Annotated in this window: 21 protein-coding genes and 1 riboswitch; of the genes, 11 read left to right on the top strand and 10 right to left on the bottom strand. The window is 49.9% G+C overall.

The annotated features are described in order from the left end of the window. Positions 1 to 83: 83 nt before the first annotated feature. The 4 genes from ACYZZ0_RS08870 to ACYZZ0_RS08855 all read right to left on the bottom strand — a co-directional run bounded on the left by ACYZZ0_RS08870 (position 84) and on the right by ACYZZ0_RS08855 (position 3,612). Positions 84 to 1,016 (bottom strand): hypothetical protein, encoded by a 933-nt coding sequence (locus ACYZZ0_RS08870; protein WP_461536257.1) that lies wholly within the window; start codon positions 1,014 to 1,016, stop codon positions 84 to 86. Between the two features lie 246 nt (positions 1,017 to 1,262). Beyond that, on the bottom strand, positions 1,263 to 2,003 hold the full coding sequence (locus ACYZZ0_RS08865) for an amino acid ABC transporter ATP-binding protein (protein WP_461536256.1): 741 nt from the start codon (positions 2,001 to 2,003) through the stop codon (positions 1,263 to 1,265). After that, on the bottom strand, positions 2,003 to 2,686 hold the full coding sequence (locus tag ACYZZ0_RS08860) for an amino acid ABC transporter permease (RefSeq protein WP_461536255.1): 684 nt from the start codon (positions 2,684 to 2,686) through the stop codon (positions 2,003 to 2,005). Before ACYZZ0_RS08860 ends, ACYZZ0_RS08865 begins: the two co-directional genes overlap by 1 nt. 104 nt (positions 2,687 to 2,790) lie before the next feature. Next, on the bottom strand, positions 2,791 to 3,612 hold the full coding sequence (locus tag ACYZZ0_RS08855) for an amino acid ABC transporter substrate-binding protein (protein ID WP_461536254.1): 822 nt from the start codon (positions 3,610 to 3,612) through the stop codon (positions 2,791 to 2,793). A gap of 1,086 nt (positions 3,613 to 4,698) precedes the next feature. On the opposite strand from ACYZZ0_RS08855, the gene ACYZZ0_RS08850 reads away from it, so the two are divergent. Continuing rightward, a complete protein-coding gene (locus tag ACYZZ0_RS08850; protein ID WP_461536253.1) occupies positions 4,699 to 5,352 on the top strand; it encodes a hypothetical protein in 654 nt (217 codons plus the stop codon). Positions 5,353 to 5,379: 27 nt separating this feature from the next. Here ACYZZ0_RS08850 and ACYZZ0_RS08845 read toward each other — a convergent pair whose 3' ends face one another. The 3 genes from ACYZZ0_RS08845 to ACYZZ0_RS08835 all read right to left on the bottom strand — a co-directional run bounded on the left by ACYZZ0_RS08845 (position 5,380) and on the right by ACYZZ0_RS08835 (position 9,004). Continuing rightward, a complete protein-coding gene (locus ACYZZ0_RS08845) occupies positions 5,380 to 6,387 on the bottom strand; it encodes a PaaI family thioesterase (protein WP_461536252.1) in 1,008 nt (335 codons plus the stop codon). 412 nt (positions 6,388 to 6,799) lie between these two features. After that, complete coding sequence (locus ACYZZ0_RS08840; protein ID WP_461536251.1) at positions 6,800 to 7,744, bottom strand: ABC transporter substrate-binding protein; 945 nt, start codon at positions 7,742 to 7,744, stop codon at positions 6,800 to 6,802. Positions 7,745 to 7,832: 88 nt separating this feature from the next. After that, positions 7,833 to 7,968, bottom strand: a riboswitch (TPP riboswitch). A 64-nt stretch (positions 7,969 to 8,032) separates the two neighbouring features. Beyond that, positions 8,033 to 9,004, bottom strand: a complete 972-nt coding sequence (locus ACYZZ0_RS08835) for an acyl-CoA dehydrogenase family protein (protein WP_461536250.1) — start codon at positions 9,002 to 9,004, stop codon at positions 8,033 to 8,035. Positions 9,005 to 9,278: 274 nt separating this feature from the next. On the opposite strand from ACYZZ0_RS08835, the gene ACYZZ0_RS08830 reads away from it, so the two are divergent. Continuing rightward, positions 9,279 to 9,941: a TetR/AcrR family transcriptional regulator gene (locus ACYZZ0_RS08830; protein WP_461536249.1), complete on the top strand. Its 663-nt coding sequence runs from the start codon at positions 9,279 to 9,281 to the stop codon at positions 9,939 to 9,941. Between the two features lie 70 nt (positions 9,942 to 10,011). Here the strand turns inward: ACYZZ0_RS08830 and ACYZZ0_RS08825 are convergent, their stop codons facing one another. The 3 genes from ACYZZ0_RS08825 to ACYZZ0_RS08815 form a co-directional block, all read right to left on the bottom strand. Continuing rightward, positions 10,012 to 10,830, bottom strand: coding sequence for a formylglycine-generating enzyme family protein (locus tag ACYZZ0_RS08825; RefSeq protein WP_461536248.1), 819 nt, complete (start codon positions 10,828 to 10,830; stop codon positions 10,012 to 10,014). Between the two features lie 21 nt (positions 10,831 to 10,851). After that, a complete protein-coding gene (locus ACYZZ0_RS08820; RefSeq protein WP_461536247.1) occupies positions 10,852 to 11,667 on the bottom strand; it encodes a formylglycine-generating enzyme family protein in 816 nt (271 codons plus the stop codon). Between the two features lie 108 nt (positions 11,668 to 11,775). Then, entirely contained in the window at positions 11,776 to 12,465 is a 690-nt protein-coding gene (locus ACYZZ0_RS08815) for an HAD family hydrolase (protein ID WP_461536246.1), read from the bottom strand. 551 nt (positions 12,466 to 13,016) lie between these two features. On the opposite strand from ACYZZ0_RS08815, the gene nrdD reads away from it, so the two are divergent. The 9 genes from nrdD to ACYZZ0_RS08770 all read left to right on the top strand — a co-directional run bounded on the left by nrdD (position 13,017) and on the right by ACYZZ0_RS08770 (position 24,895). Next, the gene (gene nrdD / locus ACYZZ0_RS08810) at positions 13,017 to 15,134 is read left to right on the top strand and encodes an anaerobic ribonucleoside-triphosphate reductase (RefSeq protein ID WP_461536245.1); all 2,118 of its coding nucleotides are present in this window, start codon (positions 13,017 to 13,019) and stop codon (positions 15,132 to 15,134) included. A gap of 67 nt (positions 15,135 to 15,201) precedes the next feature. Continuing rightward, on the top strand, positions 15,202 to 15,696 hold the full coding sequence (gene nrdG / locus ACYZZ0_RS08805) for an anaerobic ribonucleoside-triphosphate reductase-activating protein (RefSeq protein ID WP_461536244.1): 495 nt from the start codon (positions 15,202 to 15,204) through the stop codon (positions 15,694 to 15,696). A 336-nt stretch (positions 15,697 to 16,032) separates the two neighbouring features. Next, positions 16,033 to 17,304 (top strand): OmpP1/FadL family transporter, encoded by a 1,272-nt coding sequence (locus ACYZZ0_RS08800; protein WP_461536243.1) that lies wholly within the window; start codon positions 16,033 to 16,035, stop codon positions 17,302 to 17,304. 488 nt (positions 17,305 to 17,792) lie between these two features. Next, entirely contained in the window at positions 17,793 to 18,596 is an 804-nt protein-coding gene (locus ACYZZ0_RS08795) for an ABC transporter ATP-binding protein (RefSeq protein ID WP_461536242.1), read from the top strand. After that, positions 18,596 to 20,554, top strand: a complete 1,959-nt coding sequence (locus ACYZZ0_RS08790; RefSeq protein WP_461536241.1) for an AMP-binding protein — start codon at positions 18,596 to 18,598, stop codon at positions 20,552 to 20,554. The genes ACYZZ0_RS08795 and ACYZZ0_RS08790 overlap by 1 nt, the downstream gene beginning before the upstream one ends. Then, positions 20,551 to 21,444, top strand: coding sequence for a branched-chain amino acid ABC transporter permease (locus tag ACYZZ0_RS08785; protein ID WP_461536240.1), 894 nt, complete (start codon positions 20,551 to 20,553; stop codon positions 21,442 to 21,444). Before ACYZZ0_RS08790 ends, ACYZZ0_RS08785 begins: the two co-directional genes overlap by 4 nt. Before the next feature lie 81 nt (positions 21,445 to 21,525). Further along, entirely contained in the window at positions 21,526 to 22,599 is a 1,074-nt protein-coding gene (locus ACYZZ0_RS08780) for a branched-chain amino acid ABC transporter permease (RefSeq protein ID WP_461536239.1), read from the top strand. Between the two features lie 105 nt (positions 22,600 to 22,704). Then, entirely contained in the window at positions 22,705 to 23,961 is a 1,257-nt protein-coding gene (locus ACYZZ0_RS08775; RefSeq protein ID WP_461536238.1) for an ABC transporter substrate-binding protein, read from the top strand. A 121-nt stretch (positions 23,962 to 24,082) separates the two neighbouring features. Then, positions 24,083 to 24,895 carry an ABC transporter ATP-binding protein gene (locus tag ACYZZ0_RS08770; RefSeq protein WP_461536237.1) on the top strand — a complete coding sequence of 271 codons (813 nt, stop codon included), beginning with the start codon at positions 24,083 to 24,085 and terminating at the stop codon, positions 24,893 to 24,895. The last annotated feature ends 4 nt before the right edge of the window (positions 24,896 to 24,899 follow it).

The following is a 24,899-nucleotide window of genomic DNA, read 5'->3' as shown; positions in this document are numbered from 1 at the left end:
ATTTGTTGTTCTGTCGGTTGGGTGCTTTATATCATGTAACAGAAGGTAATGGTGAGATAATTACCTATTTACTTATTATTTTCCTATAGACCAGTGGGCTGTACTCTGAGTGCTGGCGGGGAAATATTGATAAACATGGTTTCGCCTTTAGCATGCTCTTCCCACCAACTTGGGTTCGGACGAATAACACAGCTATTAAACTTGAGGTAATGGTGCTTCACACTAATCCGAATTCTGCCACTTTCCGTGGGAGGAATATTGGCAATCAGCACCCCACCGTCAACAGTGGTTTCTTTCTCCGGCTGACAAAACGGATTGGTATGAGAACAGCATAACCCTGCGCCGTAATAGCAAAAATGTAAATCCTTTATAGTGCCTTCTTCCAATTCACTACCTTCACTTTCATCAAATAATTTGATCGTGGCTGAATCAACTCCTTGCTTTGTATGATAAAGCGTTCTTTCTTCTTCTGCGGCGGTAACTATCATTTGAAAGTGGCCCTTTTGAAAGCTTGATGGTCCCCTCGTCCATCCATAAATATCCCATGTTCGCGCCCAGGCAATGAAATGAAATTTGTGTCTTGCAATTGCCTGATAAGTTATAAAGTTCGGATATTCTGAACTTTTATAACCCGCCCTCGTCTGCTCCTCAGGATTAAAGGCAGGCCGGCTATTTCCAAGCGATGTGGGCTGAACTGTAATAGTTTCAGACTGGGAAGGCTGATACCAGCGGCCAGCTTTGAACAGCAGAGTAAGCTCTTTTTTTACCGAGTACTGGAAACTAAAAGTGCCATCAGGTCCTGTTATGGCAACAGGGGCAGGGTCCCCAGTTTCCAGCACTCTAACTTCAACACCAGACAAATTATCGTATGTCCCGCTCCAGTTACGATAGCCTCCCTGAGCCTGGGCAAAACCACAGACCCATGCTTTTCCTTCCTCTTCAGAAAAAACTTTACTGCTTGCTATTAACACTGCAATGAAACAAAGAAATACAGCTGTGCAATATTTTTTATGCATACCTAATCCCTTCTGATCCTTTAAAGCCTTTTAAGGTCAAAAGCGCGCATTCTTAAATTGTGCAGTCAGGGAGAGTGTTTATTGTTTGCGTATACAAGAAAAAAGCACAAACAGGTGATTTTCGCCAAAAAAATAATCTGTTTTAGAGAATAGATAGTGAGGAAAGTAGAGAGTGAGATGAATTGAGAATAAATAACGACGGGTAAAAATTCGGCCCCGGGCAAACTATGCCCGAAGCCTCAGCCATCAGTGCATAACCCGTGACAGGAAAGACTGCGTTAAAGGATCCTGAGGATTATCCAGCACCTGTGCAGGAGTACCACTTTCCACAATCCGGCCTTCATCCATAAAGATAATCCGGTCCGCCACTTCCCGGGCAAACGGGATCTCATGAGTGACGACCAGCATGGTGGTCTTTTCCAGTGCCAGCTGTTTCATCAAATCCAGCACTTCACCCACTTTTTCCGGGTCCAGTGCTGAAGTCGGCTCATCAAACAGCATCAGCTCGGCTTCAAGCGCCATCGCCCGGCCAATGCCAACCCGCTGTTGCTGACCACCGGACAGGGAAGACGGCCAGGCATCCTTCCAATCCAGCAGGCCAACCTTCTCCAGAATTGGCAGCGCTTTCTCGGTAGCGTCCCGCTTGGACATTCCCTTCACCGTTACCAGTGCTTCGGTAATATTTTCCAGCGCAGTTTTGTTACGGAACAGGGCATAGTTCTGGAATACAAATGCAGTTTTGCGACGCAGTGCCAGCTCTTCAGCTTTACTGATGTTTTCTACATGAACATTCACATCAGCCAGCTTGATCAGGCCCAGATCCGGCTGTTCCAGAAAGTTCAGGCAGCGCAGTAGAGTTGACTTGCCACTGCCGGAAGGGCCGAGAATAACAATAATCTCACCCTTCTCTACTTCCAGATCGATGCCCTTGAGAATCTCTTTATCGCCAAAGCGCTTATGCAGATCGCGAACACTTAACAGTGACATCAGTACGCCTCTCCCAAACGCTTCTCGGCAATTTTCTGAAGTTCAGTGAAGACAATAACCAGCAACCAGTACACCAACGCCAGAACCAGATAGCTTTCCATAAAGCGGAAGCTGGATGCGGCTTCCAGCTGAGCAGTCGCCATGATCTCTGCCACACCCAGGGTAAAGGCCAGCGAGGTACTCTTCAGCAGATCGATAAAGCTGTTCATCAGGCTCGGCACCGCAATCCGGGCCGCCTGTGGCAGTACGATCCGGCGCATCGCCTGCAGTCGGGTCATACCCACACTCAGGGCTGCTTCCATCTGGGCTTTATCAATACCGGTAATCGCGGCACGGATAATTTCCGACTTGTAGGCCGCAAAGTGCAGACCCAGACCCAGTGTTGCAGCGTGAAATGCGGTCATCTGCTTCAGCTCGGGAATCAGCTGGGGCAGACCGTAGTAAAGCATAAACAGCTGCACCAGCAGCGGTGTACCACGGAAAAAGGAGATATAGAATTCAGACAGCTGCCGTGCAACCGGAATTTCGAAAACCCGGAACAGTGCCAGCAACAGGGCCAGTGATAACGACAAAACCATGGCGCCACCGGCCATGCTCAGGGTAACAGGCAATGCCTGCAAAATAAGCGACAGCAGGTCAGCCGCATATTCAGTATTGATCATACCAGGGTCAAACAGGCTCATATCATATCACTTCAGGGACAAATACCGCTTTTGCCAGACGACAGAAGCGGTATCAATTATTCAGTAGCAGGCCAGCAGGTTAATCAGGACTTGCCAGCAAACTGTCAGGACTTGTCAGCAACCTTGGCAGTCACATCAATGCCGAACCACTTTTCAGAAATCTTGGCCAGAGTGCCGTCTGCGCGCATGTTTTCGATGGTTTCATCAACCAGCTTGCGCAGTGCGTCGGAGTCAGCATCCTTGCGGAAAGGCATCGCATTGTAGATGTGAGTGAACGGCTGACCGGCAACTTTCAGCGGCAGACCGGATTTCTTGATCAGCTCAACCGCAGACAGACGGTCCATGATGAAGGCATCGGCACGGCCAATGGATACATCGTGTGCAATACCGGTTTCGTAGGTGATGACATTGATATCACCGGCCGGATCGAATTCACGCAGCAGCTGTTCAAAGTTGGAACCCAGGTTTACCGCAACCTTGCGACCTTTCAGGTCTTCCAGGCTATTGATATCGTTGGTTTCGCTGTTAACAGTGATCTGGGCACCGTCGAACACGTAAGGGGTACTGAAGCTGTACTTCTTCTCACGCTCTTCGGTGATAGTGATCTGGTTGGAAATGGTGTCGATGCGGGAGCTTTCCAGCATACCAAACAGACCGGAGAACGGTGCAGTTACAAACTCGACCGGGCGTTCGATACGGTTGGAAATTTCATTCCAGACATCGATTTCAAAACCCTTCAGCTCGCCACCTTCCTTGAAGGTGAACGGGTAGTAACCACCGGACATACCCACTTTAACCGCCTTGGCTTCTGCCACCGGCTGAGCATTCTGGTCTTCGGTCTTTTCTTCCGCCGGGCCACAGGCAACCAGCAGAGATGTCAGTGCAACAGCTACACCAGATGCAAATACACGACGAAGTTTAAACACAGTTCCAATCCTTAATTTATATTCAGTTTATCTAAACAGGTACTACAAGAACCTTGGCAAACGACACAGACAACAACGTCCCACACCCCGCCTGCAAGCTGACAAGCGTTGCAACAGGAAAGAGGTAATCAGTGGAAAATGGGACAGTGCCTGAACGTTTGGTGGAGGCAAAGATATCAGATGAGCATAAGAATCCTAAATCATATTATATTTAGTTGTAATTCCATTTGGTTATATTGGTTTTGCCGTAATGCCAGTCTCTGGAAGAGCCTTGAGATTAGGCAAACGACTGCTGTGGAATGCCTTTTACTGAGCCGAGATGAGTAGGTACGATAGCATCAAATTACTTCAGCATCCTTGCTGCAGAAAACCTTTCTGGATCCTCATACCGGAGGGCGGTAGCGTGCCTAATAAGTTATAGCTAGCACTTGAGAATCATCATGGACGATCAGCCTTCCTCTTTGCATCTGATAGAGCATGATCCAAATAATAGTTTGTATAAAGTAGCCGCGATGAGAACCCAACATGAAAACTATATTGATAGCGTGTTTAGCTATGCTTCTATCGGGCTGTACGACAATCAAAAACATATCTGATGTAACTGCTTTCAAGACATTGATCGGAGAGAAGACCCTGATAAAAGATGCACTCATTTGTGAAATCAATGATAAAGCTTGGTTTGAAAGATATTTACCCAAAAAACAAAATACACGAAAATCATGGTTTTAAATCCTGCCAGAATGGTAGAGACGTCGTATTTCTAAAAAAAGGGCAGTTGATCAACATATCTGAAGCATCACATCGTTCACACTTTGGCCTCGTATCATACTCAGATCATTGGTACTTAATTGGTTCAACTGGTTTAGATGACAAGTCAGTACAGTTTTACTTATATCTGGGACTAAGCACTGATGGCCAACTGCCTAATGACTATAAAGATAAATTATTGTGGGTGAATTGAATGGTCAGATAAAAAATAAAGAGAATATGATAACAATTACTCCTAGAAATATATTTCATTCATACCTTCCACCTTTGTTTCAGCATCACTTCACTTAAAAAACAATAAGAAAGAAGAAATAAAAAATGAGAGCACTACTTATACTCGTAATTATTAGTTTAACAACTGCATGTTCCACAATTCAGCCTAGTGGCCCTGTATCTGAAAATACTCTTTACACACTGAAGAAAACAGGCATTCTGGCTTCTCAGGAAGGTGTACTTGTTATGTCAGCTGGTAGAGTTATAGACCCATGTAAAGAGTGTAATGCTAATTGGGCAGGGATTCTTCCATTTGTAAGCTACCACTTGATGCATGAGTATGAAAAAGGAAAATATAAAGAAGTTGCATTTATACCCGCTGAGGCTGGTCTTTTTTCTCAAATTGGCAAGGAACACTATGGCTTTATACATATGAGAGAGTTACCCGGAGGAAGGTACATAATGCTGGGTAATCACTCTAGAGGTAGGTCGGTGATGCTTGCAGCAGGTGGAGTCTTTCTAATGCTAGATGATGGTAATAACGAGACTGGCATAGCATACGAATTTTCAGTTCAGCCGGGAAAAATTAACTACCTGGGTGAATTCATTACAGAGAATGGCGTACTTGAAAACTCAAGCATATCTATAAGAAAAAATGAGAAACGAGACCTTGATTTCATGTACAAAAAATATCCACAGCTTAAAAGTTACGCTGTAGTTCAGCCAAAAATAAAAGACAAGAAAAAAAGAGTATTTTAAATTTTTCAGAAAATTTTCAACTAATGACTATTTTAATGTCACCACTGAATAAGTACTCTTAACATGAGCAATCGGCCTGTCATCACCGTCTGAATATAAAATTATCTCACCGGTAACAAGCGACTTACCCACTCTCAACAAGTGACACGACGCCAATACATCTGCGCCTGGTAATGGCTTCCTTGTAGAGTTGATATTTAAACTGACGGTATAAGCAATCGGGTAATCGCCGGTTTCACCAAATATCGCAGTGAATAGTGCGATATCCGCAATCGACACCAGAAACGGGGTAGATACAACGCCTCCGGATCTAAGATCCCGGTTGCTGGCAAAAGGTACACGAATATCTGCCCTTTTGCTTGCTATACACTCAACCGTAAGACGTCCTGGCCCTAACACTTGGGTGTAAAACGACTGCACATGTTCTCTCATCTCCGGATTGTTGTTTACCGGCAGCTTTCTGCGTGAGAAAACAGGTGGCTGAGAGCCTGTCAGTTCTTCATATGAGCCCTCTAACTGCCCCATTTCTGCTGGAGGAATCAAATACCTGCAGGTCGCATGAGCCACAGGCTCTGATTCACCCTCTGAAAATAAAGTGACACCACCCAGCGCAAGAATTTTATCTACTTCCAGCAATTCACAGGATGCCAGTACCCTTTTCTCCTCAGACGCTTTCCTTAGAAAGTCGATATTCATACTCAGGGTATTGGCAAGGTCAACAGTGCCTAAACGAGCAAACAGCGCCGCATAGAAAGTCGCATCGGTAACCGCCATCATAAATGGCCCTGCGACGCCTCCTCCCGGCCGGATATCTTTGTCGGTCACAGGAATACGAATATCCGCATTGTGCATACCTGCGCGCTCAATAACGATATTCGCACCGGCATATTCACTGTCCAGAAATACCTGCGTATCGTCTTTTCTGCACCGTTGATTGTCATGCCATTGTGTGAACAGAAAAGGGAACGTGTGAAAGCCTGCATGTTGCTGGAAATAAAATGGTACGGCCCCATACAGCACCGGATTACTTAACAAGCGTGATTGAGCACTAACAGCCAGCTCTGGTTTGATAAAGGGTGAACCAAAGGGAGAGTTCGGACTTCTGGTTGATCTTGCGATAGGCGCTGGAGGCACATGTGGCCGAAGGTGTCTGGCTGTAGCAGTGCTCCATCGAGATTTGATGGCTTGCCGCAGCAGGTTATTAACCCCTGCATCTGAAGGCACTGAAATCGAAGCCAGAAGCACAATGATTGTAAATCGTTTAAAACAGCGCACGGGATAGCATCCTGAACACAAAAGTTTTAAAAGATAAAAGCGTAGACTTCAGGGCGGGTAACTCGCATATTTCCCGACTAGCGGCATCAAAAGCGACAAAGGTCTGGCATTACTTGATAAAGCGGCTTTGCTGCTCAGGCAAGCAACAAAGCCATCCTTTTGATCTCTCTGTTTACGCCGTTTGCATAAATACCTGCGGCGCCGCAAACGGAGGCTTGCTTAGAAACTCATTGGTATAGTGGGCCTCATAATTTACCGGCTCTTCCACCAGCCCCAACCGGCTGACATAGTCACCCACCTTGGTCCAGTCACGTTCCACATTCTCCTGGGTGCGGGAGAAAAATGGCAGACAGTGCATGAATATCTTCTGGTTCAGCTTGCTACGCATTTTCGGCACTTGCTGGCACATCATGTCATAGGCCTGCTCCGGATGATCCAGCATCCAGGCTGAAGCCCGCTGAATGGCGCGCATGAAGCCCTCAACCTTTTCCGGCTGCTGTTCCAGAATGGTTTCAGTAGCGATATAGAAGATTGAACAGAAGCAGCAGCAACCCAGCCCCGCCATATCATCAATTCGCAGAATGCCGGCCGGTTCACCGGTTAACTGTTCCAGCTCGACACACTGGACACAGCCAATACCGACGCCGGTATCCACCCGGCCATCGATAATCGCATCCACCACATTCATGCCGACCCGGACACACTCATACTCTTCCTCTGCAATCCCTGCCGAACGACACAGATCGTCAATAATCACCTTGCCCAGCTCACCCACATAGCCAAGCCGTTTACCGCGAATATCTTCCAGCTTTTCAATTCCGGATGACTTTTTGAAAACCAGCCCGGTAGGTGGCTCATGTAACAGGGTGCCAATGGATTTAACCGGATAGCCCCTCTGCCGAGCTGCATAGATATGGGTCATGGCCTTGAGGCCGATATCGGCTACACCACGCCCTACCAGTTCGGTCACATCACTGGGGTCTGTGGGTTCAAGCATGGCGATCTGCAGCGATTCCTCAGCAAACAGTCCCAAAGCACGCCCGAGCACAATCGGGGCGTGATAAGGCACCAGATGCCAGTTCAAAATCATCGGAGTCCGGCTGATAGCAGTTTGCATTTTGCCTCCAGAAAAATTGTCACGGCTGAATTACAGGCAAAATGACGAAGGCATGCCGGATGCAATAGAAGTAAAGATATTGATAGCAATGGATAGCAGATGACAATCCCTCCGCCGGTACTAACCGGATCAGGTTCATCAGGTTTCCATAACGGATCTCAGCCCCTGCAGTCAGTTTTGATCAAGTCAAACCTGACTGGATTTCGGCACCCTGCGTCACTGGCAATACAGTATAGATAAGATTCTGAAGTGGTTGTTGGTAACAATTACAGCTAACAGCGATACGGCTTAATTAAATAACGCTCCCTGAACTTCACTGTCATTCCACAGTCTTGGCGTTTGCACTTCATACCAGGCTTTACGCCGGCGCTGATCCCGGGAGCGGGATGCGACTTCAATCACTGATAAATCCCGTTGCCAGATTGCCGCCATTCGGGGGTCTACTGCAGCCATAGCATCAGCCGCAAACTCTTCCAGCAGTTTCATACAGCCACCGATACCGATATGCGCCAGCGGTGATCCGTAGCCCTGACACTCAATCCCGCTCATAGCCATAAACAGGGTAATGCCCCGCTCTGCCGTTGGCAGATGCTCCTGCTTTACCAGATGGCTGACCATATGACCCAGCATGGCCGCCATAATGTACAGGTCTTCCACCGTCCGGAATGAGTCGATATAGGTCTGCCAGGCTTCACCGGGCAGAATATCCGCCACTGTTACCGGTACATCCTCAAGCACGATAGATGCATGGGGCAGTTCGGGTGCAAACGGCAGAGGGAACATGGTCTGCAGACTGACCCCGCGTCGGGCCAGCGATGTTTTTAACAATGCAATGCAGGGCTTGCCCTTGTGAGAGTCTCCGGTATTGACGGCAACAAATAACTGTTCCGCCAGTTCGCCTCCGGTAACAAATGTTTTGAAACCATTAAGCAGACCTTTTTTGCCTTTCCAGACCACATTGGCTTCGATTGCCTTGGGACATGAACCACCGGTTTCATTAACACATAATGCAGCCAGTGCCTGATCCGGTACCAGATCCGGCAACAACGCCTGCACCGCCAGTTGATAACCGGATGCCAGCGCCCATGCCGGGCTGCATGATTCAGCTCCGGCCACCAGCGCTCGTTCAATTCCCTGCCCTGGCAGTCGACGACTACGCCAGTATTTTTTCCAGCCATTGGCACATTCCAGCGGATGCGGCTTGTAACGGCCCGCCAGCACTCCAGCCAGCACATCACTGTTCAAACGGCACTTCCTCATGCGTAGAGAGTTCCATTCTGACCGAGCAGAAAAACAAACGACTGGTTTACTGCTGCAGCCCGGTAGAAGGCATGACTGTTCTTCTTATTTCGGCTTATGGCAGTTCTTTCTACCAATAACTCCTAGCATAATCAGAGATAAGACCGCTGAAAAGCCATATATAAGAGAAAAAGCCAACATTTTATGGGGCGGAAAGGCTGTTGCTACCGCCACGCTTTCCAAGTTCGGCCTCGCATTTTATATTCATGCTCCGATTATTCTTCCATAAGCGACTATGCCTTCTTCCCGAACCGTCACCCGTGCTGATGGTAAAGCCAGTAAACAGGCCATCCTGGATGCGACACTGCAGATCATGCTCAAGGCAGGCATGCGACAGGTAAAGTACAAAACCATCGCGGAAGTGGCAGGCGTTACGCCCAGCGCAGCGGCTTATTACTTTAAGGATATTGATAACCTGATTCGCGAGACCTTCGACTACTATCTGGATGCTTATCAGAAGGAGATGTCGGCGGTTCGAAATGTCGGTTTATTCATTGTCAGCCCCTACAACAGCAGTGAATTGCTACAGGCTGAAGTCAGGATTCGTGTTGTTGAGGAATATGCGGGGGCCATTCGGTCGATGCTTTGCTCTGGTGATCCTGATGCCAGAGACTTTATTCTGCTGGATCGTATTTTTCGAAACGAAACCCTGCAGAATGCCCGCCTGAAAAAAGCCCTGATGGCACAGGATGAAAAGGATCTGGGGGCTATGAGAGAGTTCCTGGAGCAGCTGCAGACATCCGATCCCGAAACCGATGCGGTGCAGTTAATGGCTTTGCTGTGGTTTATTGCCGAAAGAGTGTTGCTTGCCAATTACTCCGAGGCTTCCGTGCTTCATGCTGAAGCCATGTTAAAAAAAGTACTTCGTCGCCTGATACTTCAACAGCCTGGAAGTTAATCTGCCGCCGGGGATTAGCCAGCGGCAGATCAGAAGGTTCAGTATTTTTATTCAAGAATTATCTGCGTTATTACAGATTTTTCGCACAGCGAAAGCCGACAACATAGCCCTGACCAAGCGGTGCGTAACCCGAACGGACATTGGAAGCCAGCCCGTCATCCGTACGCATCAGCCAGCTACTGCCTCTAAGTACCTTGAATTCACCGGAGTCAGGGCCTTTCGGGTTGTTCTTTGGACTGTTCGCAAAATAACTTGTACTGAACCAGTCCGCAGTCCATTCAAACAAATTACCCGCCATATCCATAACACCGTAGGGTGATGCACCGGCCGGTTTGGAACCGATCGGCTGGGTGGTACCGGCACCGCAACCGGGACCCATGGTATTGCTGCCAGTTTTCTGGTTCATAACGGCCAGATCACAGGAAGCTGATTGATTTCCCCACGGGAACATCCGGCCATCGGTGCCTCTTGCCGCCTTCTCCCATTCGGCTTCGGTTGGCAGCCGCTTGCCTTCAAATTCACACAAGGCTTTGGCCTGGTGCCAGTCGACACAGTTCACCGGGTGATCACTGTTCCATGACATACCGGCATTACAGGCCGAGCCATAGAATAGTTCGGTACAGGCACCCTCCTCCTGACACTTGTTATAGCGGCGATAGGTGACCATGTACTTGTCAATTTTATAGCCATCAAGATAAACCTTGTGGGCTGGCTTTGAATCAACACATATCCGGTTATTCTTCGTGTCCTGCTCGCTGCAACCCATGGTGAACTCACCGGCCGGAATCTGAACCATTTCGGTATCATTGATACTGCCCACCGCAATAGATGAAGCAATAAGGGTCAGGCTCGAAAACAGCAGGGGCAAGAGTGAAAAGCCACGTTCCATCTAAAAGTACTCCTTGTCAGGCTAGCGGGCGCAGCGAAAGCCAATGGCAATGCTGTAGTTGGAGGGGTAGTAGGGGAAACGGCTGGTTGTCCGGACTTCATAACCCTGCCGGCTGAAGAAATCTCCGCCCCGGGCGGTTTTGTAATGCCCCTGTTCCGGCCCTTGGGGGTTTCGTTCAGGACTCTGGTTGTAATAGGTATCGCTGTGCCAGTCCGCGGTCCATTCCCACAGATTGCCCGCCATATCCATGGCGCCGTAAGGAGACTGCCCTTCCGGCTTGGAGCCGACATTCATGGTATTACCGGTTTTGCATCCCAGCGCTCCGGCATTTGGACTGTCGACAACGGCCCGCTTGCAGTCCGGTTCTTCCCAACCCCAGGGATAGGTGCGCTGATCTGTGCCTCGGGCGGCCTTTTCCCATTCAGCTTCTGTTGGCAGCCGCTTCTTTTCATACTCACAGAAGGCTTTGGCCTGGTACCATGTCACACCATTGACAGGATATAACTCAACGCCGGGCCAGCCATAATTCAGTGCTCCGCCGACGGCAGGAGGCGTACATTTGCCGGCATCAACACACTTCTGATAACGGCGGAAAGTGACCTCGTATTTATCAATCTCAAACGCATCAAGATTGACCTTGTGCTGTTTTTCATCGGGTGCGTAATAACAAATGGGGTCATAATCCAGATTACATCCCATCTGGAACGAGCCAGCTGGCACACTGACCATTTCATCATCAATGATCGCCGCATGAGCCATTGTGCTGGCCAATCCGGCAACCAGCCCGCCGACGCATATTGCCGGAAGACTCAAGACACCTTTTAATTTTTGCTTCAAACCCGCAACTCCTCACACGCACTGATGACAGGGCATTAGTGCGGTGATTCTATAGCGGCAAACTTGAAAAAAAATTCAAGTTAGCGCCTCTGGAGTTACGAGTAGTTCTCAAGCAGTTTTACTGATCAGTTCCGGCAGCTGATCAATACAGGTCAGTTCGTGATAGGTTTGACGGGTCGACTCATCTACATCGACATGTTCATGTACCCAACCAACATCGCAGGGAATATGCACAGCCTGACCACCCAGTTCTACAATCGGCAGAACATCGGAACGCAGAGAGTTACCCACCATCCAGAACTGATCCGGCTGGATATTGTGTTTAATCAGCAACTGGTTGTAAGTCGCTTCGTCTTTTTCACTCACCACCTCGATAATACGGAAGTAATCCGCCAACCCTGAGCGGGCAATTTTACTTTCCTGGTCAAACAGGTCGCCCTTGGTGATCAGCATCAGCTGATGCTCTGAAGACATTTGTTTGATGGTTTCCTCAACGCCTTTCAGCAGTTTCACCGGCTGCGACATAATGCCTCTGCCCAGATCAATAATGCGCTGGATTTCACTGCCGGACACTTTGCCATGGGACAGTTCGATGGCACTTTCGATCATCGACAGGGTGAACGCCTTGGCGCCATAGCCAAAGATATTCAGATTCTTGATTTCCTGCTGGTACAACCGGTCCAGCAGGTCTTCTCCCGGATAATAACGGGACAGCATTTCCAGCAGCGCAGCTTCCGCTTCTCTGAAGTAGGGTTCATTCACCCACAGAGTGTCGTCTGCATCAAAGGCAATAATCATGTTCGTTCCTGCTGTATAACGTTATTAGGGACTGTTCTATTCGTGGTTGTTGCATCAACTAGGCATGTTTCAGGTAAGGAAAAACACTGCCGGGATTCGTGCCTGATTCTGGCTTGTCAAGATTGAACCCGCTGTAGATTTGCGCCAGTATAGCGCCGCCCAAACACAACATCTTGTGCCTGCATCGCCAGCAAACCACAAACTGTGCGATTCATGAGACTTCCGCCGTCAGTCAGTACTTGCCTAGGGGCTGTTGACAATTAGACATTCGACCAGTTCATCACACAAGCCCTCAGGCGAGGCGAGCGATGAGGGGCATGGTGGTTCCATGTTCAAGTCGTTCAACGCGGCATGAGGGCTTGTGTGATGAACCCGAAGGGCCGTTCATGGTTTACGCCATGCCGCGTTCCTCACTGTTTATGTGGAATAACCACACCGCACAGTTCGCGCCTAACCTGGCGTAAACCATGAGCGGCTGGTCGTATGTCTAATTGACAACAGCCCCTAGCTTCATAGCCAGATGCAGCCAGAGATACAGCCCGGAGAGACCAATGACCGACATCATCAAGCGTGACGGTTCACGCCAGCCTTTTGACGCAACCAGCATCATCAAGGCGGTTACCCGTGCCCTGAATGATGCTCATGTCAGGGATGATGATTTTGCCAGACATGTTGCCGAAGAAGTGGAACTGTCGGTTCAGGGCAAGCCCCAGGTGGATATCTACAGCATTCAGAATCAGGTGGAAGACCTGATGATGCGAAGCAAGTACAAGGACGCTGCGCGCAAGTATATCGAGTTTCGCCAGACCCGGGATATTCAGCGCGAGTCACGCAATACCCTGAGCCGCGACATTCTCAGCATCATTAATCAGGACAATGATGAATTGCTTAACGAGAATGCCAACAAGGACAGCAAGATTATACCCACCCAGCGTGATCTGCTGGCCGGCGTGGTGGCCAGGCACTACGCCCTGCAGCATCTGTTGCCCCGGCATGTGGCCGAGGCGCACAAACGCGGTGAAATTCATTACCACGATCTGGATTATGCGCCATTTTTCCCCATGTTCAACTGTATGTTGATTGATGTCGAGGGGATGCTCACCAATGGCTTCCGGATGGGAAATGCCGAGATCGAGACACCGCGCTCCATTACCACCGCGGCAGCGATTACGGCCCAGATTATCGCCCAGGTTTCCAGCCATATTTATGGTGGCACCAGCATCAACGAGATCGACCGGATTCATGCTCCGTATGTGCGCAAGACTTTCGACAAGCATTACAAGCAGGGTATGCGCTGGATCGAGGATGATGAGAAAGCACGTGATTACGCCATGGAAATGACCGAACGCGACTGCTTTGATGCCTATCAGGCGCTGGAATATGAGGTTAATACCCTGCATACCGCTAACGGCCAGACACCGTTTGTCACCTTCGGGTTTGGTCTTGGTACAAGCTGGGAAGAACGCCTGATCCAGAAGTCGATTCTCTCCAACCGGATTCAGGGGCTGGGCAAAAATCATAAAACCCCGGTATTTCCAAAACTGGTGTTTGCTATTCGCAAGGGCGTTAACTTTGCACTGGAAGACCCGAACTATGATATCAAGCAGCTGGCGCTGCAGTGTGCCAGCAAGCGGATGTATCCGGATATTCTGAACTATGACAAGCTGGTTGAGATCACCGGCAGCTTTAAAACACCAATGGGGTGTCGTTCATTTCTGGGGGTCTATGAGGAAGGTGGTCAGCTGGTTCATGATGGCCGCAATAACCTGGGCGTGGTCTCACTTAACTTGCCCCGTATTGCGATTGAAAGCAGTGACGAAACAGATTTCTTCCGCAGACTGGATCAGCGTCTGGAGGTTGCCAGAGATGCGTTGATGAACCGTATTCAGCGGCTGGATAACGTCAGAGCCAGTGTGGCACCGATTCTTTATATTGAAGGTGCCTGTGGAGTCCGGTTGAAACCTGAGGACAAGATCAGCAAGATCTTCAAAGATGGTCGTGCATCGATCTCGCTGGGCTATATCGGCATTCATGAAACCATCAATGCGCTGTACGGCAATGCTCATATTTATGACAATGAGGCACTGCGGCAGAAAGGTATTGCCATTGTTGAGTATTTGCGCACGGTTGTAGAACGGTGGAAACAAGAGACCGGATACGGCTTCAGCCTTTACTCTACGCCCAGCGAAAGCCTCTGCGACCGTTTCTGCCGGCTGGATATCAAGGAGTTCGGCATTGTTCCCAATGTCACCGACAAGAACTATTACACCAACTCATTCCATCTTGATGTACAGAAGAAGGTCACACCGTACGACAAGATCGACTTTGAAATGGATTACCCCCTGCATGCCAGCGGCGGGTTTATCTGCTACGGCGAATACCCGAATATGGCTCATAACCTGAAGGCGCTGGAAAACGTCTGGGACTATACCTACGACAAGGTTCCCTACTACGGCACCAATACTCCCAATGACTCCTGCTACGAATGCGGTTACGAAGGCGAGTTTCATGCCACCAATAGGGGCTTTGAATGTCCTCAGTGCAAGAATCGCGACTCTTCACGGATGTCGGTAACCCGACGGGTCTGTGGTTATCTAGGTCAGCCCAACAGTCGGCCATTTATTCAGGGCAAACAGGAAGAAGTCGTACGGCGGGTAAAGCACCTTTAATCCCGAAGTCGCCCACGATTATTTACTTTCCGGCTCCTGTATTCACAGGAGCCACTGCAGACTGACTATGAATTACCAGCAATATTATCCTATCGATGTCGTTAATGGTGTAGGCACCCGATGCACCTTGTTTGTCAGTGGTTGCGAGCATTTTTGTGCCGGCTGTCATAACTCTTCGACCTGGGATCCTTCAAAGGGGCATCCCTATACAGAAGAAACTGAAGAACAGATTATCAGGGATCTGGGTGATACCCGGGTGGTGCGTGACGGGCTCTCCCTTTCCGGGGGAGATCCGCTTTTTCCGAACAACCTTGATTCGGTTCTCAAGCTGGTTAAACGGGTCAAGACTACCTATCCGGACAAGGATATCTGGCTCTGGACCGGGTATACCCTGGAAGGATTATCAGACAAGCAACAGCAGGTTGTTGAATTTGTTGATACCCTGATCGATGGCAAGTACGAGGCGGATAAACGTGACCTGACGCTGGCCTGGCGAGGCAGCAGCAATCAGCGACTGATCAATCTGACTGAGCTTAGGGACGAAGAGAATTATGATCTTTAATCAGACCTTATTCTGAAGCATCCGACTAAATTCCACCCACAAGATATGCATCAGATTCATATCAGATAGCCAAATTCCTCATTGGTAACTTTTTGTTAATGCGGGTAACTTTGCGTCACATGGACGGTTGTCTAACCGTAAAGTATCCATGAATGTATCCGCAAATGCATCTCCACCCGCCGGTACTACTGCCTGAGTGTCATTGACAGTCAGGGTCATGTCCTCTGATATGGCCCGGTTTTGTCCTGTCCCACTTACTCCAGTTGCTGGCATTCTCCGTTGTTGGCAGATGCACCCGGGTCATAACCCGTCACAAGTTGTAACCATTGAGGTTTTATGAAGCGTAACGGTTCACTGAAGCTGTTTTCCCTGACAGCACTTTGTGCAGCCATGCTGCCCGCACTGAATGCCAATGCAGCCGGTTTCCAGGTTAACGAGCACAGTGCCGCCGGTCTTGGCCGGGCCTTTGCCGGTGAGGCAGCCATTGCCGAAGATGCCTCTGTCGTTGCCCGTAACGTAGCAGCCATGTCTTTTATTGACAGCCCGATGTTTACCGGCGCAGTCAGCTATATCAAGCCTGAAGTGGAAATTGAGAACACCGTTTCCGGCCCGCTGGCGCCTCTGTCTCCCAGTGGTAAAGACAAGGGTGTTGCCAACGAAGCAGTCGTTCCTGTCTTCTACTATGTGGCTCCGATCAACGACAAGTGGAGCTACGGTGTGGGTGGTTTCACCAACTATGGCTTTACGACCAAGTATTCCGGCAGCACCGGTGTTTCTCCGGTAGCGGCTTATTCTGAAGTCACCTCCTACAACCTGAATGCCAGCCTGTCTTACAAACTGGCTGACAACCTGAGCGTCGGCTTCGGTGCCAATGCAACTTATGTTGATGCCCGCCTGACCAATAAGCTTGGCTTTAACATTCCAGGTACCGCTCCGGCTGGCACCATCATGGATGTTGCTGGTGATGACTGGGGTTATGGCTGGAATGCCGGTATTTTCTGGGAACCGGTTGCCGGTACCCGGGTTGGCGCCAGCTACCGTTCAGAAGTTAAAACCACACTGGAAGGCAAATCCAAGTCCGATTTTGTCAGCGGTCTGCGCGGCAGGGGTTCTGTTGACCTGAACCTGCCTTCTATTGCTGAAGTTTCCATCTGGCACCAGCTAACAGACGATGTTGCTGTGCATGCAAGCTATGTTCAGGTTGGCTGGGAAAGCTTTGACGAAATCGTAGTCGCCATGAAAAACGGCTACCAGGTTCGTGATGCCCAGAACTATGAAGACAGCTCACGCTGGGCTGTGGGTGCTACCTGGCAATACAACAAGGACTGGGCGCTGAGAGCCGGTTATGCTTACGACAACAGTCCGGTAGGAAATGCTGATCGCAGCTTCCGTATTCCGGATACTGATCGTCAGTGGTTTACTTTCGGTGCGAATTATCAGATTGATAACGACCAGAGCATCGACATGGGTTATGCTTTCCTGAAAGCAGACAAGGCCAAAATCCACGACAAGTTTGAACTGGGTGGAAATGAAGTTGCCGCATTTGATGGCAAGATCACCAGTGGAAATGCCCATATTGTCAGCCTGCAATATAACTACAGTTTCTAACTGGTTATTTGTCAGCTTGAGTGCTCTGTCTAAAACCCTTCAGACAGAGCACATTTACTACAAACCTGCTCCATGAGCTATCCAGTCAACCGTTCCCTCTTCGCTTCACCACACTCCAAGGCAAAACAAAAACCTTAAAAAACTTTTAAAAACAGGACATTAATTCGCAATCATTGCACTTTTCATTTTTTCTTCTCGAAATGCCGTATATAAACCTGCAAATTAATGTTTACGTAAACGTAAGCCCTATGCTAGTCTGCTTCACACAATAAAAATAAAACACAAATTCAATTAAGAAAGCTCAACAAAAAAGCTACATGTGGAAGTCGTTTGCAATATCCACGCAGCATGCAAGCAACCTTCCTGATGCCAGCTCTGTCTGAGGCCAAAAAAGCCGTGAGCGTATGTGATACGTATTTGATCAACTCACGATAAAAAACGTATCCAGACCCTAAAAAAGAATAATAACAAGCAACAAAGGCGTAAGGATGAGTTCCCCCGAAAAGCTCCTTTCGATCAGTAAGGTGTCGCTCGCTTTTGGTGGCGTAAAAGCGCTGACTGACGTCAATTTCCACGTCAACAAGGGAGAAATCTTCTCGATTATCGGCCCTAATGGTGCCGGCAAAACTTCCATGCTGAACTGTATTTCCGGCCGCTATCAGCCTAACCAGGGTTCCATTACCTTCAAGGGTAAGGAAATGCTGGGAATGAAGCCCAACGAGCGGTCCGATCTCGGTCTTGGCCGGACGTTCCAGAACCTTGCGTTATTCGGCCATATGTCGGTACTCGATAACATCATGGTTGGCCGTCACCACCTGCTGAAGAATAACTTTGCAACCGGTCCCCTGTACTGGTTCTCCGGTGCCCAGAAAGAAGAACTCGAACACCGCCGGGCGGTGGAAGACATTATCGACTTTCTGGAAATTTCCCATATTCGCAAGAGTCAGGCCGGTACCCTGTCTTATGGTCTGCGCAAGCGGGTTGAACTGGCCCGGGCCGTCGCCCTTAAGCCTGACCTGATTCTGCTGGACGAACCCATGGCCGGCATGAACCAGGAAGAAAAAGAGGACATGGCCCGTTACATCCTCGATCTGAATGAAGAATGGGGCATGACCGTGATCATGATCGAGCACGATATGGGCGTCGTCATGGGTATCTCCAACCGGGTAATGGTACTGGACTTCGGCCGCAAGATTGCGGAAGGCCTGCCGGATGAAATCATGGCCAATGAACACGTTAAAAAGGCCTATCTCGGTGAAGAAGACGAACTGCTGATGGAGGAGACGGCCTGATGCAATTGCCTGATATCAAAAAGTACGACACCTTCCCCAAGCTTCTGGCCTATAACGCCGAGAACTTCCCCGAAGATGTCGCCATGCGGGAAAAAGAATTCGGGATCTGGCAGGAATTTACCTGGCAGGACTACAACAACAAGGTTAAATGGCTGGCCCTGGGATTACAGGAGCTGGGTGTCAAACCACAGGAAGTCATCGGCCTGTTGGGTGATAACCGTCCGGAGTGGATCTGGGGAGAAATTGCAGCGCATGCGCTGGGCTGTTACTCCATGGGTATTTACCAGGACTCTCTCCATGAAGAGACCGAATACCTGCTGAACTTTTCAGAAACCTCTGTTGTTATTGCAGAAGATGAAGAACAGTGCGACAAGCTGCTGGAGCTGGAAGATACCATTCCTACTGTTCGCCTGATTATCTACTGCGATCCTCGCGGTATGCGGAAATACAACGACAACCGTCTGTTTGATATCCGCAAGGTTTACGAGCTGGGTAAAACGGTTGAAAAGCGTAATGCCCGGGCTTACGCAGAAATGATCAGCAAAACCAGCGGTGATGATCTCTCAATTCTGTGTACCACTTCAGGAACAACCTCCAAGCCGAAACTGGCAAAACACCATTCCGGTCCGTTCCTCGATCACTGTGCCGCTTATCTGCGTGCTGACCCGAAAAAGCCTGGTGACAACTATGTTTCCGTATTGCCATTGCCGTGGATTATGGAGCAGGTTTACGCCGTTGGTCAGGCCCTGCTGCAGCGCCAGATCATCAACTTTGTCGAAACCCAGGAAACCATGATGGCTGACCTGCGGGAAATCGGCCCCAACTTTGTACTGCTCGCTCCGCGGGTTTGGGAAAGCCTGGCAGCGGAAATTCACTCCCGCATGATGGACGCCCAGCCGCTGAAGCAGAAGCTGTTCAAACTGGGTATGGATCTGGCCGAGAAAGCCCGCGCCAATGGCAAGAAGTCTACCCTGGCCGAACTGATTTTGATGAAGGCTCTGCGTGACCGGCTGGGTTTCTCCAACCTGAGTTCAGCCGCTACCGGTGGTGCCGCCATGGGCCCGGATACCTTCAAGCTGTTTAACCTGATGGGTGTACCGCTGAAGCAGCTGTACGGTCAGACCGAAATGGCCGGTGCCTACACCATCCACCAGGATAACGATATTGATTACGAATCCGTTGGTGTTGCTTTCGATAACAGTGAGCTGCGGATTGAAAACCCGGATGAAAACGGTGTTGGTGAAATCGTTGCCCGCACTACTGGTATGTTTACCGGTTACCACAAGAACCAGAAAGCGTTTGATGAAGATGTACGTGACGGCTGGATGTATACCGGTGATGCCGGTTACATCAAAAAAGACAATGGCCATCTGGTTGTAATCGACCGGATCAAGGATCTGGCCGAAACTTCTACCGGTGTCCGGTTCTCACCACAGTACATCGAGAATAAACTCAAATTCTCTCCCTATGTGGCAGAAGCAGTTATTCTCGGAAAAGACCGCCCCAACCTGACCGCCATTGTCTGTATCCGTTTCAGCATTGTGTCCAAGTGGGCTGAAAGCAATGGTATTTCCTTCACCAACTACACCAACCTGTCTTCCCAACCGGAAGTACGCGAGCTGGTACGTCAGGCGGTGGATGAAGTGAACGAGTCGTTACCTGAGAGCCAGCGGGTACAACGCTTCATGCTGCTCTACAAGGAACTGGATGCGGACGATGGTGAACTGACCCGTACCCGCAAGGTACGTCGTGGTGTGATTGCCGAGAAGTACGGTGACATTATCAATGCTCTGTACGACGACAGTGATCAGGTAGAAATCGATACCACGATTACCTTCCAGGATGGCAGCAAGAGCCGGATCCAGACCACGCTGGACGTGGTCAAGCTGCATCTTGATCAACCCGTGATGGATAAAAATAACAAGAATAACCGGGAAAACTGGAGGCAGGCATCGTGAATACAGACCTGTTACTGCAACTCACCGTGAACGGCCTGATTGTAGGTCTCCTCTATGGCGTTATCGCCATGTGTTTTGTATTGATCTACAAATCAACCCAGGTCGTAAACTTTGCCCAGGGCGAGTTTCTGCTGATCGGGGCCTGGATCTGCTGGTCGACACTGGTGTGGCTGAAACTGCCGTTTTTTGTCGGCTTCCTGCTGACACTGGGCTTTATGACTCTGTTCGGGATTCTGATTCAGGCCATCTTCCTCAGGCCGATGATCGGTGAACCGATTATCTCGGTAATCATGGTGACCATCGGTCTGTCCATGTTCTTCCAGGCTCTGATGAAGTGGATATTTGGTACAGCACCTGCCTCTTACCCGCAGGTGTTTGAAACCCAGACAGTGTCTGTTCTCGGCATGAATATCGAGATGGCCTATATTCTCAGCCTGATCTTCTCCTTCATTATGATGGGTGGCTTCTACTGGTTCTTCCGTTACTCCAAGATGGGACTGGCGATGCGGGCGACCGCTTTTGACCAGCAGGTTGCCAGCAGTCTGGGTATTTCGGTACCGAAAGTATTTGCTGCCAGCTGGGCGATCTCAGCCATGGTTTCCGCCACAGCCGGTATCGTTATCGGCATGGTTAACGGGGTATCCGACTCACTGTCTTTCATCGGCATCAAGGTATTCCCGGCAGTCATTCTGGGCGGTCTGGACTCGGTAATCGGAGGTGTTGTTGGTGGTGTCATCATTGGTGTGCTGGAAAACCTGGCCGAGTTCGTCGACAGCCAGTACCTGCATGTCGGCAACCTCTACACCATTGCTCCGTTCTACGTGCTGCTGATCATCCTCACCATCAAGCCCTACGGCCTGTTTGGTACCAAGGATATCGAACGGATTTAAACGACACAGGGATATAGCCAGAAGCAGGAAATACTGTCAGATGCCAACCGGCAGTATTTCCGTGGCAGGAGAACAATAATAATGATTGCACTTTCGATGCGCCCCTGTGGTGATTTCCGCACCACCTACAAAGCGGATACCCAAATATTCGAGACCAGCACGATCCGCGGTGTCACCATCGCCTCGATCATTGCCCTGTGCTTTGCACCACTGGTCCTGGATGCTTATTACCTGACTCTGTTTATCCAGATTTCCTATCTGGCCATTGCCGCGCTGGGTCTGAATATTCTGGTAGGTTTCACCGGTCAGATCTCGCTTGGTCACGGTGCCTTCTTCGGCTTTGGCGCCTTTGCCTCAGCCTGGTTCACCAATACCTTTGCGGTACCGGTGTGGATCTCCATTCCGCTGGCCGGTTGCTTTACCATGGCGGTGGGTATGCTGTTCGGCTTGCCTGCAGCGCGGATCAAGGGTCTGTACCTGGCCATTGCGACACTCGCAGCCCAGTTCATTATCGAAGACTTCTTTGCCCGGGCCGAATGGTTCTCCGGTGGTGCCTACGGTGCCGCAGCTGAGTCTGTCAGCCTGTTTGGTCATACCTTCGACAGCGATGAATCCTTCTTCTATGTTGCCCTGTTCTCACTGGTCTTCATGTATATCTGGGGTTCCAACCTGATGCGCTCCCGTGACGGCCGCGCCTTTGTTGCGGTACGGGATCACTACCTCTCTGCCGAGATCATGGGTATCAACCTGACCTGGTACCGTCTGCTGTCATTCGGTGTGTCTTCTTTCTATGCCGGTATCGGCGGTGCTCTGTACGGCCATTATCTCGGGTTTGTATCTGCGGAAGGATTCACCCTGATGATGTCCGTACAGTTCCTCGCCATGATCATTATCGGTGGTCTGGGCTCGGTTCAGGGCGCACTGCTGGGCACCATCTTTATCGTGCTGCTGCCTGAAGTACTGGAAGGCCTGGTGGGCATGATTGCCGGCAGTGGTCTGGTAGAGCAAGGCAGCCTGATGGAGAGCCTGAGCTACTTCAAGGAAATGGCTATCGGTCTGGTCATCATCCTGTTCCTGATCTTTGAGCCGGATGGTCTGGCTCATCGCTGGAAGCAAATCAAAGCGTACTGGAAATACTATCCGTTCGCTTATTAATCCCCTCGGCCAGAGGCGGGCATAATGAGACACCTGTCTCTGGCATGTCATCACACAACCCAAGACATTAGTGTCAATACAATAAAAACAACAAGGAGAGACGCTATGCATTCCAACATGAAGAAGACTCTGCTCGCTACTGTTGTTGCCGGAGTTGTTGGAGCGTTAACACCCCTCACCGCCAGCGCCAAGGCAGACAAGGTTTTCGTGGGTCACCTGGCCGATTATTCCGGTCCCACCGCCTACGTAAGTAAGCCTTATTCTGACGGTGTTAAGGACACCCTGGCCTGGATCAATGCCAATGGCGGTATCGACGGCACCCGGATTGAATCCGAAACCGTCGACTATGCCTACAAGGTGCCTCAGGCTATCAGTAACTATAAGAAGTGGAAGTCCCGTAAAGGCATGGTTGCCATGCAGGGCTGGGGAACCGCGGATACCGAAGCACTGATCTCTTTCGTCGCAAAAGACAAGATTCCGGTATTCTCTGCGTCCTACTCCGGTCACCTGACAGATCCAACCGGCAAGAACCCTAAAACCAAGAAACCGGCTCCGTACAACTTCTTTTACGGTGCCTCCTACTCTGACACCTGTCGTGCACTGGTGAAGTGGGCAAAGGAAGACTGGGAGGCCAAAGGTAAAAGTGGCAAGCCCGGCTTTATTCATATCGGTGACAACCACCCCTACCCCAATGCACCAAAAGCGGCCTGTGCTGAATATGCCGCCGAGCTTGGCTTTGATGTAAAAGCACCGGTTGTGGTGTCCATGAAGCCCGGTGACTTCAAGGCCCAGTGTCTGTCAATCAAGACCAGTGATGCTGACTATGGATATGTGGCCAACCTCGGTGGCTCTGTTGTTTCCCTGATCAAGTCCTGCGATACCGTCGGTACTGAAATCCAGCTGATGTCCAATATCTGGGGTGGCGACAAGCCGACCTTTGAGGCGGTTGGTAAAGGTATCAACAACTTTGTATTCCCGGCCATGACCCCGTTCTGGTCTGATGATGTACCGGCGATGCAGACTGTTCGTGATATTGCCCAGGGCGCCAAGCGTGATGGCTTCCAGACTCATCACTATGTACGCGGTGTCTGCTCTGCCCTGTATATGGCTGATGCCATGAAGTGGGCCAAGGCCAACGGTGGTATCACCGGTGAAAACATCAAGAAAGGCATGTACGCCAAGAAGGACTGGGTACCGGCCAACATGGACGGTGTTTGCCTGCCGGCCAGCTGGACTGCTGAAGATCACCGCGGAATCAACACCGTGAACGTTTATCAGACCAAGTGGAATGAAGGCGAAGTTGACGTAAGCCGTATTTCCCAGGTGACCCTGCCTCGTCGTGATGACTGGCTCGGTTACTAAGTTTCTGGCATGACGGAACCGGCGGTTTTCGCTGGTTCCGCTCTAAGTGTCCGGGTACTTATACCTTGATCATTGTTTGCAGCAAACAGTAATCGGTGAAGGAAAGATTTGGAGAAAGACGATGGAAGCCAGAAAGATAGAGCCCGCCGAGCCGTTACTCAGTATTAACAATATCGAAGTCGTTTATGACGAAGTTATTCTGGTACTGCGGGGTGTCAGCCTTGATGTTCAGCAGGGTCAGATTGCAACCCTGCTGGGCCCTAACGGCGCTGGCAAATCCACTACCCTGAAAGCTATTTCCGGGCTGCTGAAAACCGAAGACGGTGAAGTCAGTCGTGGCGAAATCAGCTTTATGGGCGAAAGAATTGATAAGAAAAATGCAGAAGACATCGTTCGCTCCGGCATCTTTCAGGTAATGGAGGGTCGTCGTATTGTCGAAGATATGACCTGTGTCGAAAACCTGCGACTGGGCGCCTATACCCGGCGGGAAGGCAATATCAAGGAAGACATCGATATGGTCTTCAACTACTTCCCCCGCCTTAAAGAACGTACCGGTCTGGCCGGTTACCTGTCCGGTGGTGAGCAGCAGATGCTAGCCATTGGTCGAGCACTCATGGCACGTCCGAAAATGATTCTGCTGGACGAACCGTCGATGGGTTTGTCGCCACTGCTGGTTAAGGAAGTATTCAGCATTATTGAGCAGATCAACAAAGAGCAGGGTATTACCATGCTGCTGGTTGAGCAGAATGCCAACTTCGCGCTCAAGTGTGCTGATTATGGTTACATCATGGAGTCCGGCAAGATCGTACTGGATGGCTCCCGGGAAAAACTCCTGAATAACCAGGACGTAAAAGAATTCTATCTGGGCGGCAGTGACGAGCGTAAAAGCTTCAAGGAGCTAAAGTCCTATAAGCGTCGCAAGCGCTGGTTGTAACGGA

This window comes from Spongorhabdus nitratireducens (genome assembly GCA_947387575.1).
Taxonomy (GTDB): domain Bacteria; phylum Pseudomonadota; class Gammaproteobacteria; order Pseudomonadales; family Endozoicomonadaceae; genus CANDOC01.
The sequence above is the reverse complement of the archived record's forward strand: the minus strand, read 5'-3'. Positions and strand labels throughout refer to the sequence as shown.